The sequence below is a fragment of the Luteibacter sp. 9133 genome (genome assembly GCF_000800155.1).
GTDB classification, from domain to species: Bacteria; Pseudomonadota; Gammaproteobacteria; order Xanthomonadales; family Rhodanobacteraceae; genus Luteibacter; species Luteibacter mycovicinus.
In genome coordinates, this window is the sequence record NZ_JUHO01000001.1 from 2,117,166 (window position 1) to 2,131,763 (window position 14,598).

The 14,598-nt window shown below is 65.4% G+C and carries 7 protein-coding genes; 1 reads left to right on the forward strand and 6 read right to left on the reverse strand.

The window, feature by feature from the left end:
* Position 1: 1 nt before the first annotated feature.
* Both FA87_RS09110 and FA87_RS09115 read right to left on the reverse strand, forming a co-directional pair.
* Positions 2-2,482: a glycoside hydrolase family 3 protein gene (locus tag FA87_RS09110; RefSeq protein ID WP_081996530.1), complete on the reverse strand. Its 2,481-nt coding sequence runs from the start codon at positions 2,480-2,482 to the stop codon at positions 2-4.
* A gap of 210 nt (positions 2,483-2,692) precedes the next feature.
* Entirely contained in the window at positions 2,693-3,706 is a 1,014-nt protein-coding gene (locus tag FA87_RS09115; protein WP_036113210.1) for a LacI family DNA-binding transcriptional regulator, read from the reverse strand.
* Positions 3,707-3,927: 221 nt separating this feature from the next.
* On the opposite strand from FA87_RS09115, the gene FA87_RS09120 reads away from it, so the two are divergent.
* Positions 3,928-5,400 carry an MFS transporter gene (locus tag FA87_RS09120; protein ID WP_043697761.1) on the forward strand — a complete coding sequence of 491 codons (1,473 nt, stop codon included), beginning with the start codon at positions 3,928-3,930 and terminating at the stop codon, positions 5,398-5,400.
* 59 nt (positions 5,401-5,459) lie between these two features.
* On the opposite strand, the gene FA87_RS09125 is transcribed toward FA87_RS09120, so the two are convergent.
* From FA87_RS09125 to FA87_RS09140, 4 genes are all read right to left on the reverse strand, one after another.
* Complete coding sequence (locus FA87_RS09125; RefSeq protein WP_043694025.1) at positions 5,460-10,670, reverse strand: autotransporter-associated beta strand repeat-containing protein; 5,211 nt, start codon at positions 10,668-10,670, stop codon at positions 5,460-5,462.
* A 175-nt stretch (positions 10,671-10,845) separates the two neighbouring features.
* Positions 10,846-11,877, reverse strand: coding sequence for an aldehyde reductase (locus tag FA87_RS09130; RefSeq protein WP_043694028.1), 1,032 nt, complete (start codon positions 11,875-11,877; stop codon positions 10,846-10,848).
* Positions 11,874-12,884: an AraC family transcriptional regulator gene (locus tag FA87_RS09135; RefSeq protein ID WP_043694030.1), complete on the reverse strand. Its 1,011-nt coding sequence runs from the start codon at positions 12,882-12,884 to the stop codon at positions 11,874-11,876. The genes FA87_RS09130 and FA87_RS09135 overlap by 4 nt, the downstream gene beginning before the upstream one ends.
* A 61-nt stretch (positions 12,885-12,945) precedes the next feature.
* Positions 12,946-14,571, reverse strand: coding sequence for an asparagine synthase-related protein (locus FA87_RS09140; RefSeq protein ID WP_052191247.1), 1,626 nt, complete (start codon positions 14,569-14,571; stop codon positions 12,946-12,948).
* Between the last annotated feature and the right edge of the window lie 27 nt (positions 14,572-14,598).

The window sequence follows — 14,598 nt, forward strand, 5'->3', positions numbered from 1 at the left end:
GTCACGGCGCGGCGCCATGACCCGGACACGTCAACGTACGGTCCGCTACCGTGCCCAGCGACACCTCGGCGATAGCGATCCGCCCCGCGCTGTGGCTGGACCATTCAAAGGGACGGTCCACCTTGCTCATGTTGGCGCCGGCATCGCGGAAGCATTTCAACGGAATGCCGACGCGAAGCCATTCCCCCTTGGGCAGCGCGGCCAGCTGACTCCCGACGGGCACCGAGCCCACGCATCCGGTACCGCAGCCGATGGCGACGCTCGACGTATCGTCCGCTGAGACGGCATCGATCCTGAGCATCGTCACCAGCAGCACGTCGCCATTGGTTTCACGATCCACATCGAGTGGCATCGGCGCCACCAAAGCGACGCTCGCGTCACCTGAACCCTTACCGGACCAGCTGAGGCTTCGCGCGTCTTCCTGAGCCTTGAAGTCGAGCGCAGCGACATGCAGGCTGCCGTCCGCCGCGGCGGCGGGTGTGGCTTTGACATCGGAGGTCGCGCCGTCCGCGCCGGTCAGACGCACCACGAAATCCTGGGCCGGCTTGCCGCGAGTGAAGTAGACGCCGGCTTGGGCCGAGCTGAGGACCAGCCCCGGGTTCTCGGGCAGCTTTCCGGTCGTGCCACCAGCGGCATACGTCAGCCCGAAGCCGTAAGGGAACTGCGGACGGTCACCCTTTGCGATCGCACCGGGAATCTGGAGCGCATTACGCGGCCAGGCATAGGCAAGCTTGCCGTGAAAGTCATGGGCGACAGATCCTTCGCGGGTACGCAGCAGCACATCGGCGATACCCTCGCCTTCGCTGCCCGGTAGCCACGCGACCACGAACGCGTCGGCGGCATTGATTTCGCGGTTCATCCAAAGCGGGCGGCCGGTGAGGAACACGGCGACCACGGGCACACCTTGCCCGCGCAGTTTCCGAAGCAGATCCAGGTCGCGATCGTTGCCGGGACGGTACGCCAGGTTCGGCAGGTCGCCCTGAAACTCGGCATAGGGTTCCTCGCCGAATACCACGATGGCGACGTCCGGCTTCTGCGTGTAGTTACCTCCGACGGACAGTTCGGCGCTGCCGCCCGCCGCTTCCACCTGCGCGCGAAGGCCGGCCCATACGGATGTGGCGCCCGGGAAATTGGCATTCGTCAGACCCGTTCCCTGCCAGGTGAGTGTCCAGCCACCGTTTTGCCGGGAGATGTTGTCGGCGCCTTCGCCAGCGACCAGGACCCGCTTGCGCGGGTCGATCGGCAGCACGCCATCGTTCTTCAGCAACACCAGCGACTCGCGCACGGCACGGCGTGCCACGGCGCGGTGCGCCGGGCTTCCGACTACCTCGGCCGACTTTGCCGCCAACGCGTTGGTGGACGGCAGCCCAGCCTCGAACATGCCGAGGCGCATCTTCACCCGCAGGATGCGAGTCACCGCGTCGTCGATGCGGCTCATCGGAATCACGCCCGCCCTGGCCTCAGCCAGCGTGTTTTTATAGATACCTTTCCACGAGTCAGGCGCCTCGAGCATATCCAGCCCGGCGTTATACGCGGCGGCGCAATCCTCGTTGGTGCAGCCGGGTACCTGGCCGTGCGCGTTCCAGTCGCCGAGGACGATCCCATCAAAGCCCATGCGCTCCTTCAGCACACCGGTGATCAGTGCCTTGTTGCCGGCCATCTTGATGCCGTTCCAGCTCGAGAACGAAACCATTACCACCTGAACGCCCGCCTTGATCGCAGGCGGATAGCCGGCACCGTGGATGTCACGCAGCGTCGCCTCGCTGATCCGTGCGTCGCCCTGATCTCTGCCATCGTGCGTACCGCCGTCACCGAGGAAGTGCTTGGCGGTGGCGATGACATGCCCGGCATCCAGGAATGACGGCGTACCTGGCTTGCCTTCCAGCCCTTCAACGACCGCCGCGGCGTATGCCGCGACTATCTCGGGGTTCTGCGAATAGCCTTCGTACGAGCGCCCCCAGCGCACATCCTGCGGCACGGTGAGTGTGGGCGCGAACGTCCAGCCGATGCCGCTGGCACGCAGCTCCTGCGCCGTGACCTCACCGATGTCGTGAATCAGTTGCGGATCGCGGGTGGCGCCGAGGCCGGAATTCTGTGGAAACAGCGTGCTGCCGACGAGATTGTTGTGCCCGTGCACGGCGTCGATGCCGAACAGCACCGGGATGGCCTTGCCTCCCCGCGATGTGTCCATCGACGCACGGTAGAACGCATCGGCCAGCGCCTGCCATTGCGTGGCCACGGGAAACGGCTGCCCCGGTGGCTTGGAATTACCGCCTGCCAGGACCGAGCCCAGTCGATACTCGCGTACATCGTCCGGCGTGACGTACTTGATGTCGGCCTGGATCATCTGGCCGACCTTTTCTTCCACCGTCATCGTCCGCAGCAGCGCACGGATGCGGGCTTCGAGCGCGGGATCGGGCGGGAGCGGCGAAGCACCCTTCGGCCACTGTTCGGGATGGACGGCGGCGGCGTCGCCCGCCATGGCGGGAATGGCAGACAACAAGGCTCCGGCAAGGGAAAGCGCTACGGGCAAGCGTCGCGATAACAGACCCAACGACTGCAGCAATGGCACGAGAAGGCTCCATCCACGCGCACCGGCGGTACGCTTCCGAGGCGCATCGTGGCAGGAATGACAGCGCTGTCAATTTGCGATGCAGCATGGCACCGGCGCCGACCGGCGCCACGGGTCCACTCAGGGAGCGAGGGCGGTGGAGCCTCGGATCTGCAGGGAAAACGGCATCTGGACCAGCTTGCCCGTGCCTCGGCCGCGCAACTCGGCCAGCAACTGCTCGGCCGCGATCCTGCCCATCTCGCGGCTCGGTTGCAGCACGGTGGTAAGGGCCGGCCACAGCTGACGCGACAGCGGCGTATCGTCGAAGCCGCAGACCGAGACGTCGTCAGGCACCTTGAGGCCGAACTCGCCCGCCGCCCACATCACACCGGTCGCCATATCGTCGTTGGCCGCGAACACCGCGGTCGGTCGGTCGGCGAGCGAGAACAGGTGGCGCGCCGCCTCCACGCCCGAGGCGAAGGTAAAGGCACCCTGCACCACCAGCGCCGGATCTTCGGGTAATCCGGCCGCCGCCATGGCATCACGGTAGCCTGCCAGGCGCCATCGACTGGCGCCATGATTCGCGATGCCGATCACATGGGCGATCCGCGTGTGCCCGAGTTCGAGCAGATGGCCGACCATCGCACGCGCGGCGCTCTGCTCGTCCATCATCACGCCGAGGGTCTTGCTTCGCTTCACCGGCGACACCGCGGAAAAAGGAACGTCCGCCTCGCGCAGGCGTTTCAACAGCGGCGCGTATTCGGTAATGGGCGGCGTCAGCACCACCCCATCGGGGTGATGGTCGGAGATGAGGGTATCGAGGCGGCGGATGAAGTCGCTGTCGCGCATGCGCAGCGGTCGCACCATCATGCTGTAGCGATGCGCGTCGCAGGCCTCGAGCACGCCGTCCTGGATCTCGGCCAGATACGTCGATGCCGGATTGTCGTTGTTGTCGTACAGCATCGCGACCAGGAACGAGCGGTTACCCGCCAGACTGCGCGCCGACGGATGGGGGCGATAATCCATTTCCTCCATGGCCGCACGCACGCGCTCACGCGTGGCGTCAGTGACGTTGGCCTCGTCGTTGAGCACACGCGACACCGTCTTGGGCGATACGCCGGCTTTGCGCGCCACATCTTCGAGGCGTACCCGCATGGATTCTCCGCTGTCGTCACATTGTCCAACGACTATGCCGTCAGATCCCTCCGGTTTACAAGCGCAACATCCCGTGGCGATGCTGCGCCCGCAACATGCGGCCTGGCCCGGTCCATGACATAACGGTGACTGGAGAGAGGGACCCATGACCCGGAACGACCATGCAGACCCGCTACGTGCGCGCTGAGCATATCCCTGACGGATGTGCCGGCTACGTACGGATGACGAAACGCTCCGCGCTTTCGTTCTGGCAGATCTGGAACATGTGCTTCGGCTTCCTCGGTCTCCAGTTCGGCCTCGCATTGCAGAATGCGAATGTCAGCCGGATATTCCAGACGCTGGGCGCGGACGTCAACGACATCCCCGCGCTATGGATCGCTGCGCCGCTGACGGGTCTGATCGTCCAACCCATCGTAGGTCACTACTCCGATCGCACCTGGAACCGGCTGGGCCGGCGTCGGCCATACTTCCTGGCGGGCGCGGTATTCGCTTCGCTGGGCCTGCTCTGGATGCCTAACGCCCCGGCCTTGTGGATAGCCGCCGGGCTGCTATGGATTCTGGATGCGTCGATCAACGTCTCGATGGAGCCGTTCCGCGCCCTGGTCGGGGACCAGCTGCCGACGAGGCAGGGTCCCGCGGGTTTCGCCATGCAGAGCTTCTTCATCGGCGCGGGGGCGGTGGTCGCTTCGCTGTTGCCCTGGGTGCTCGCGCGCTTCGGCGTCGCCAACGTGGCGCCGCACGGAGGCATTCCGGATACGGTGAAGTACGCCTTTTACGTCGGCGGCGCCGTGCTGCTCGGCGCCGTGCTCTGGACGATGCTGACCACGCGCGAGTACTCACCCGCGCAGCTGCGCTCCTTCGCCGATGCCGTGCCTGAGCGGCCGCCGGTCGACGTGTCGCGCGCCGGCAGACCCGGTGCGCTCTTGCTGCTGGCAGGTGGCGTTGTCCTGGTTGCGATCAGGCACTTCTCGCTGGAGAAGGAGGTCTACCTCCTTGCGGGCGGACTGATCGTCTTCGGACTTCTGCTCAGCTGGCTCAGCCGGACGGGTAGCCGGGGCATGCTGCGCGAAATCACCGGCGATCTCTACGGCATGCCGGAGTCCATGCGGCGACTGGCGGGTGTGCAGTTGTTTTCGTGGTTCGCGCTGTTCGCGATGTGGATCTACGCCACGGCGGGCGTGACGCAGACGATGTACGGCACGGGCGACACCAGCTCGGCCGCGTACAACGAAGGCGCGAACTGGGTGGGTGTTCTGTTCGCCGCCTACAACGGCTTCGGCGCGCTTGCGGCGGTCATCATCCCGCTGATGGTGCGCCGGTGGGGACTACGCATGAGTCACGTGGTGAACCTGTGCCTTGGCGGTGCGGGACTGCTGTCATTCCTCTATATCCGCGATCCCCGCTGGCTGCTCGCGTCGATGGTCGGTGTCGGCTTCGCATGGGCATCGATTCTGTCGCTGCCTTATGCGCTGCTGTCCGACCATTTGCCGACGGCGAAGATGGGCGTGTACATGGGCATCTTCAATTTCTTTATCGTGATCCCGCAGGTGCTGGCGGCAAGCATCCTGGGGATGTTGCTGCGGCTGTGCTTTCACAACCAGCCGATCTGGGCACTGGGCATCGGCGGGATCAGTCTGGTGATGGCGGCGTTGTGCACGCTCCATGTTCCGGAGCCGGAAGGGCGGGTTCAGTGAAGAGCCGCCTGTAGGAACGATCCCGCCTTCCGGTCCGTATGCTTCGCAACGCGTGGCGGTCAGAACGCCTTGATCAATCGCGCCGATACCATCTGCGCCTGATCCCGCTGCCCTCGCTGATAATCATAGCCAAAGTCCAGCGACGTAAGCTCCGACAACGCCGCCTTCAAGCCGACATTGAACAAGCCGCTGTAGCGCGACAGGCCGATGCCCACCAAAGGCTGATATTGCTGAAGGCCGACGAAGCTTGCCTCGAACACGTCCCCTCGCGAGGCGACGGTTCGCTGAAACTGCGCACTCATCCGGAAATCCAGTGAGCGTCCACCGCCAAAATCCCAGCGTCGACTGGCGCGCAAGCCGACACCGGCCTGCCACCGGTCCACCGTCTGTGCATTCGCCTGCAGACCGAATCCACCGGCACCCTGCTCCGCGAACCCGTCGCGTCGGATGTTCGCGTACTCGACATTGACGAACGGCAAGACCCGCGTGCCCGCCCAGTCCAGGTTCAGACCGCTTTCGCCGTAGGCGACGTTGTAATCGCCGCCGTACCGTGTCCCGACGCCCTGGGCGCTCGTCCCAAGCAGGAGCTGACGATTCACGTCCTGCTGGAAGTGGCCAAATCCGATACGCCCCTGCGTGTACCAGTTGCCGTTTAACGCTCCTGCGTAGAACATGCCTTCGGTGTTCCGGCTGCGATTGCGGTCGGAACTCCGGTCGAGCTGTTGACGCGCCTGGCTCTGCCCGAACGCGAAGCCCGCGACCCCCGAGCTTCCGATCTGCTGATCGCTACCGACCATCCAGCCATTCAACTGGTACCCAACGCCGTCGAAGCCGGACCGCCCCATGTCGCCGCTGGTGCTGAGGTTGTGCGTCCACATCCCATAACCTGCCTTCTTGTCGAGCAGGTCGTCGAAGTGATCGGACATGGCACGGCCCGACGCATCGATCGCCTCGAACGTCATGGCGGCGCTGGCCGCATGGAGCTCGCCTGACAGACTTTCCAGCGAGAACTGTGCCGCCTGCACCGTGGGCGCTTGCTGGAACTGCCCTGCCGCCTCGACGAAGTTCGAGGGAACCGCCGCGACGGTCCCACTGGCGATGCGCGTGTCCAACTGCGTAAACGCGCTCTGCACGCGCTGGGCGCTGGCCAGCGAGGCGCGGGTCAGCACCGCTCCCCTGCTCTGCATGGCGGCCGTGATGTTGAGGCCCGTCGTGTCGAGCCACACGCTGTTCGGGCCGTAGTTGATCGTGCTGGAGGTGAAGACGACACCGGAATCCTTGACCAGCGCACCGAACGTCCCGGTGACACCGCCCGTTGCGGTAAGCACATCCGTGTGCGTATTGCTGACATACCCGTTGTCGGCACCGGTGACCTCGAGCGTACCGTCGAGCGCGGCCGAACCGGCAACGGCGAGTTTGCTGCCGAGACTCACGGCAAGCCTGCCGCCGGACGCCTGGCTGAAATTGCCGCCGACCGACGTATCGCCGCCATGCAAGGCGACCTTGCCCGCGTTGATGAGGTTGCCATGGACCCCGGGAACGCCGTCGAGCGTGCCTCCCGCATTGACGGTCACATTACCCGCGAGCGACTGCGACGCACGCAGCGAGCCCGCGTTGATCGATGTGTTCGTCACGCCCTGCAGCTGATTGTTATCGAGCGTCCAGGTACCGGCGCCGTTCTTGATCAGGCTTCCGCCAAATGTCGTACCGCCAGTCACCGCTGTCGAATACAGCTGGCTGCTGCCGGCACCACCATCGAGGGTCAGGGTGGATGCCGTATTGCTGCCGATCTTCAGTGCGCCGTGAATGTAGCCGCCGGCGATCAGCGTGATGTCGTTGACCCGACCCGGGTCCATCTGCACGTCGCCCAGGATGAAACCCGCGTTGGACAGGGTCAGTGTGCCCACGGAACCGTAGTTGCCGACGCCACCGTAGACCGGCACGTAGACGGCACAGGCCGGCGTCCCCGAGCAATCGCCCGATGCCGGTGCGGTCGTCTCGATCGTCGAGCCTGCGCCATTGTTCACGACACCGCCGAACTCGAGCCTGATGCCCGTCTGCGTACCGGTGATCCGGGCGCCATTCGTATTGTTGACGGTGGCGATCGTCAGGTCCTGGTTGTAGGTGGATACACCGGTACTGCCCGAGATGAGGCTGCCACCGTCATTGAATACCGTGCCGCCATCGTTCAGGGCGACGCCAACGCGCTTGCCAACGATCGAACTGGCGCTCAGGTTGCTGATCGTTGCGTCGTGGCCGTACGAGAATATGCCGGCGCTGATGGGAGCGGTGGGCAGCCTCGAGTCGTTCCCCGAGGTGATCTGACCGCCATTCGTATTCGTGACCGCGGTCATATGGCCATTGATGCCGTCATCGGTCATACCGGTGATGGTCCCGCCGTCGTTGGTGACCACGCCCGACGATTCCACACCGATGGCTCCGCGAATGATGGCGCCCGAGGCATTGATCAACGTGCTGTTCGCGCCGAGATTGACGGCGCCACCGACGTAACCCACCTGGGGTACCGTCTCGATCACGCCACCGTCGTGATTGAACACGGAGGCGGCACGGGTGCCACCCACCGCCGTGAACGCATCGTTCGTATGCACGAGGCCGGCGTTGTCCAACGTTGCGCCGTCGGCAAGCGTCGTGTACGCGATGGTCGCGCCGTGGTCCACTTGCAGGACCGCATGGGCGAGGTTGCCGCCCACGGTGGTCGAGTACTTCAGCGCCGCTCCGCTCGCGATCCTCAGGGTGCCATCGACCACATCGGTGCCGAACCATGGACCGCCACCACCGCTGGACACGTTGCCGCGGGTGAGCGTGAGCGTGTTACCGCCGAGCTTCACTACCTGGCCATCCCCGCTGATGTTCCCGCTGAAGGTCTGGTCGTCACTGCGGTTGAACGCCAGCGTGCCGCTGACAAAGACATCGCCCGCCAGCGTGCCCGACGTTCCACCATTGCCGATCTGGAGCGTGCCGAGCGTGACGTTCGTTCCGCCCGTGCTTGCCACATCGCCGGTCAGGGTGAGCGTGTTGAAGCCGTCCTTCCGCAGCGCGCCGGTACCCGTGACCCGATTGGCAAAGGTCACATTGTCAGACCGGTCGAACCCCAGGACGCCATTGTTGGTAATGGCGCCGGTCACCGACCCGGTGGTGCCGCCCGAACCAAGTCGCAGCGTACCGCCGCTGATCAGCGTGCCGCCGGTGTAGGTGTTGTCGCCGCTGAGGACGAACAGGTCGGATCCCTGCTTGATCAGGTTCCCGCTGCCACTGATCACCGCATCGGTGCCACCACCGACGCCACTCGGATAACCGAAGTTGAATATCAGGGTGCCGTTGTTCGCGATGCTTCCGGTGCGCCATGAATTGCCGCCGCCGTTACCGATCTGCAGGGTACCCCTGCTGATGGTGATATCGCTGAAGATGGCCGTGTTGGCGAGGATCAAGGTGCCCGTGCCCGCCTGGGTCAGTGAGCCCGTACCGCTGACGATGCCGCCAACGGTCACCGTGTCGCTGCGGTCGAAGACCAGCGCGCTGTTGTTCGTGATGTCACCGGCGATCGAGCCGGTGGTTCCGCCGTTGCCAATTTGCAGCGTGCCGGCGGTGATCACGGTCGGGCGTGTCGAGGTGGTGGCGCTGTCCTCGGTGATGGAACCCGTGACGATCAACTTGCCGGCACCATCCTTCAACAGCGAACCGGTACCGCTTATGTTTCCGCCGAAGACGACATCGTCGCTTCGGTTGAACCTGACGTACTTGTTGTTGACGATGTCACCGACCAGCCAGCCGGTGGCACCTCCGTTACCGATCTGCAGGATGCCATTGTCGACCGTGGTCCCGCCGGTATAGGTGTTGTTGCCAGTGAGCACGAGCGTGCCGCTGCCGATCTGCCGCAGGGAGCCGGCGCCGCTGACGATGCCGTTGAAGCTGCTGGTGTCGCTACGGTTGAAGGCGAGCACGGCGTTGTCGGTCACGTCGCCCGCAAGGCTGCCGGTGGTGCCGCCGTTGCCCAGCTGCAGCACGCCGCCACTGATCGTCGTACCGCCTGTGTAGGTATTGCTGCCGCTGAGCACCAGGGTGCCCGCATCCGTCTTGACCAGGCCCGACGCTCCGGTCAGGACGCTGTCGATCGTTGCCATATAGCCCGATCCAGCTGCGCTGCCGTCGCCCACGCGGATGATCGACTGCCCCGGATCGGTCGCGCTACCGGTCAGATGAATCGCATCACCCCGCACGATATAGCCGTTGCTCGCGAACTGCATGCCAGCAACGCTGACGTCGCCCTGGCTGGCGTCGACAGTGACCGTGCCGGGTGTGCTCTGGAACACGGCGAACGATCCATCGGCGAACCCGGTGTTGGTCACGCCGTTGGCGTCCGTCCAGTTCGCTCTGGACGCGGCGTTGCCGCTTTGCCACGTGCCATTGCCGCCATTGACCACGTTGTCACTCGCCGGGCCGGCATCGCCATCCCAGAAGCTGAGACGCGTAGCCTGGGCATTCACCAGGTTCACCTGGTGCGCCACGCCGGTCTGCACGAGCCAGCCGGCCGCTGCGTCCAGCCCGTTGTTCACCAGGCTGCCGCCGTAACTCATGAGTCGATAGACGCCGGGCCCCGTCGCGGAACCGGACGCCGGGCTTCCACCGAGCGTGCCATCCAGCGTCAGGTTGCCTTTGACGTCGACAAAATCGCCCAGACCGTAGTCCAGCCGGGAACCCGACGACAGACTGAGGTTGCCGTTGACGGTGAGCGTACCGATCGCGCCGCTGCTGCCCGGCGCCAGGGTGGCGCCATCGGATACCGTGACACTTCCGCCGATGATGCCCTTGCCACCGAGCGTCGCGCCGCTGGCCACGGTCGCTGCGCCTGTGGCGGCCAACTGATCGCCATCGACATAGAGACTGCCCGCCTGCACGAGCGTCGTCCCGGTGTAGCTATTGGTGCCGGTGAGCGTGAGCGTGCCCGCGCCGCCTTTTACCAGATCGGTCGACCCGGTCAGGTTGTCAGCTCGCACGACGACGTCGTTCGCGGCGACGTCGATTTCGCCCGAGGGCGTCGTGCCGCTTCCGCCCGAGGGCGGCGACGTGGGCTGGACCGGCTGCGTGGGCTGTGTGGGCTGTGTGGGTCGGACGTTGCCGCCGCCCCCACCGCCGCCGCCGCATGCTGAAAGCCCCAGTGCCAATGCCACAGCCAGCGCCGTGGCGCCCAGCTTCATCCCCACGCCGGACGGCAGGTTGCCGTGGGCGCTCACCCCTTGCGATGCTTCCATGTATCCCCCTTGTTGCGCAATATCTTGCAACAAGAATCGACGGGGCGCCATGTGCGCTGCGGCATAGGATCGCCGGCCCATCCGGCTCGCCGCGCACGGTCAGAATAAATCGACGGGCTGAATATCGTACGCGTTCGACGCTTCTCGAGAGCGCTTCGCGAGAGCGGCGGCGGGGCTAGCCCAAAAAGCCACTCCTGAGCATGCTCCTGGCAGCATCCACGATAGCCACGCGTGGCGCCTTCGGATTCCATCCAAGCATCCGCCGCGCCTTTTCGTTACTGGTCTGTTTCGCGTAGCCGAGATCGCGCACGAAGGGGCGCAGCTCCTTCCGGAAGCGTGCCACGATGCGGACGACCACGCTCGGCATGGAACGAGTCGGCACACGACGGGCAGCCTCACCCAGTTCCGCCCTGATGATGGCCCCGATGTCCTTCATCGCGATGGCCGGACCGTTCGACAACAGAAAGCGCTCGCCTGCGGCGTCGGGATGCGTCATCGCGAGGATGTGCGCCGCCGCCACGTCGCGCACATCGACGATCGGAATGTACAGGTCCGGGAAGGCCCGCAGCGTCCCCGTCAGCAGTCGTTGCACCACGTGGTTGGCACCGGTGACTTCTCGCCCCATCACAGGCCCCATGACGGCGACCGGCAGCATGGTCGTCAGCTCCGGCGCACCGCCGTGAGAGGACACGAAGTCCCAGGCGGCTCGCTCCGCCAGCGTTTTGCTCTTTCCGTAGGCATCGACGCCCGGTCCGTCTGGCGCCGTCCAGTCCTTCTCGGTGAACACGTGGTGCCCATGGGGATGGCCCCAGCTCACAGCATGAAAAGCCGACGTAAGCACGACGCGACGGATACCCGCATCGCGTGCCGCACGCAGCACCCGCAAGGTCCCCTCACGCGCTGGCACGATCACGTCGTTCTCGTTATCGACGTGTCCCGGCATCACGGGTGAGGCCACATGCAGGATGAAATCCATCCCGGCGACGGCGTCCGCCCAGCCGGTATCTTCGAGCAGGTCGGCAGCGGCGAAACTCAGATGCTCGCCGTGGATCATTCCCGCATCTTCGAGCGTCTTGCGCGCTGACGCTTCCTTCGCGAGGGAACGCACGGTCGTTCGCACGGCGTAGCCCTGGGCGAGGAGCTGGAGTATGCAGTGCCCGGCAATGAAGCCGGATCCACCGGTGACGAGCACACGTTTACCGGTCATGATGAAACCGCTGCGTCGATCATGGATTGATCCTTGAGGTAGCGCTCGCGCCAGTGGGCGGGCGTGGTTTTTTCCCACGCATGAAATGCGCGGGAAAACGAATTGGGTTCGGCGAAGCCGATCAGCATGGAGATGGCCACCGCATCGAGGTCGGTGTTGGCCAGAAGCCGCGATGCGGTCGTTCGTCTCACCGCGGAAAGCTCGTACTGGAAACGGGTGGCTCGCTCAGCCAGTCGACGCTGCAGCGTACGGCTGGTAAGGCCGAGCCGGCGCGATATCTCGGCGACGCTTACGCGACGGCCCTCACTGAGTTGGCGAGCGATCGCAATGCGCAGCTCTCCGACGAGAGCCGGGGTGTCATCCCTCTGGGCCATCTGCTTTTCGAGTCCATCCACAAGACGAGAAAAGGCTTCGCCATTGGCTGTGGTGAGCGGCACATCCAGCGCGGATCGCCGGAACACCATCGCGTCGCACGGCGCACCGAAGCGGACGTCGCATCCAAAGTGCGCGCGGAGGAGCTCGCGGTCCGCGGGACGTCGCGTCAGCTCGAGTCGGATGGGCGCTACCTGCCCCGCCGTTCCGCGTCGGGCCAGCTCGCGCAGCGATGCCATGGTCATGTCGACCAGCAACCGCGGCACCTCGCCCGTCGCCTGAAGCCACCGGTAGCACACGGCGACCTCGTCGGACCGCACGTCGATCTCCACGAGTTCGGGGCACGTCAGGCGTTTGTACCGCGCGATCGCAGAAAGCGCATGGCGAAAGTCGGGCGCATGAAGTCCCACGACGGCGGCCACGCTGTAACCCCGGGTGACGCCGTCGACGCCGAAGCGCAGCCCGGCGGCGCGATCGTCGATGTCGCGATCCGCCGCCGCCCAGAGTTTGAAGAAGTCAGCCGTGACCCAGTGCGTCGCGGGCGCGACACCTGCGCGCTCGCATAGTCGATCGAGCGAAATGCCAGCGGCCGCAAGTGCACGCGGCGAGACAGGGAATGTGTCGGGAGGAGCCATGGACCGAGCTTAGGCAGGCCAACGGGCACTGACAAATCCGATCGCGCCACGCGGCCGACCGTTATGTACCGTAGGTAGCGGCTCCCGGACCCGCCCCGCTATGGAAACCGGCAGCGCTCGCCTGCCGCGCGCATCGTTCCAGCCAGAGGAACGAGGCGAGCGCGGACGTTGCCGGGTGAGACAGCGTCGCAGCGACATGCCGGACCAGGCGCGCGACAGCGTCCCGGTCGATCAGCCCGAGGTCCGCCAGCGCGCACTCCCGCAGCTGCGCAAGAAGGCGGTCGGCATGCCGCGCGACGAGGGCCGGCAACACATGGGCGAACGTTTCCTTGAGATAACCCTTCGGAAAGACATCGCCCCCCAGTCGGCTCTCGAGGTAGCGCCGCATGACTTCCCTGCCCTCGCGGCTGCTCCGCGGCAGCCGGTGACACAGATAGGCAAGCTGAGGATCGCTCAGCGGATGAACCGGCCACTGCCCGTGCTTCAACAGATCCGGAGAGCGGCACGCATTGGCCAGCAACGATGTCACGGGTACCGGACTGGCGGGCGCGTCGAAGAGCGGCCGGCTACGTGCGACCGCCTGCGCACGCGTCGTCAGCAGTCCTTCCGCATAGCTGCGGGCGTCGCGCCCCCAGAGGGGGCCCTTCGCCGCTTCGGCGGAGATCTCGTCGAGGTAGGCGGGAAACAGCTCGTCGCCGCCGACACCGGTAAACAGGGTGTGGCGTCCTTTGTCGCGGGCCGAGGACCAGAGCGCCGAACACGCTTCCAGATAGAACTCACGGCAGAAGCCGTAAGTCTCCCGCGGCGTGTCCAGATCGAGACTGGGCGGATAAGCGCTGATGTCGACGGTGTGATCGGCCAGACCGAGGCGATCCGCGATCTGCCGGCGTCGCCTTACCTGCGGAGCACGTACCTCGCCGTCGAGCAGGATGCCCTTGCTGTCGATGTTCCGGTGCAGGCTCGCGAGTGCTGCCGCGACCGTCGCCGAGTCCATTCCGCCACTGAGCTCGAGGGACACGCTCCCTTCGAGCCACGGACGCAGTGAGACGGCTCGCTCCAGGGCGGCGGCGAATGTCGGCAGCGTGTCCTCCCCGTCGTCATCGACGGGCGCCGTATCCTCGACAGCCTCCGGATAGCGATACCGCGCGCCGCCCGGCTCGACAAACAGCGACGCGCGCTCGGTCAGCAGAACCACGCCCGTGTACAGCTGCCGTGCCGCATAGGTCGTACGAAGGACCAGCTGATGAACCGCCACCTCCGTATCGATCACCGCGGGCCCGCGGGCGAAATCCGCCGAGTCCCACGAGACGCTGACACGGTCGTCGGTCACCCTGCAATACACGGGGGCCGTGCCGAGCACGCCCGCACGAATACGCAGACGGTGTCCCGCCTGTGCCGCCTCGATCAGCACGTAGTCGAGCGGGCAGAGCAGACAATCCCGATGCAGGGCGTCATACGTCGCGTCATCCTTTGCGTCGACGACGGTAGCGCGGGCGTCCGAGTCGCCGCTGGATATGGCCATGCGCTCTCTGACAACCAGAAACCATCGACCCGGCATCCGCACCAGGCGTGTCTCCAGCATGGGATGGCTATGAGGAACGAGGTAGCTCGAGCCCAGAGTAAGGCGCGCCTCGTGCATGACAGGGGCGAACGACAGGTCGGCCAGCGCCATCTCAGCCTTGATCACTGGCAAGCTCCTTCACGAAAAAAGCCG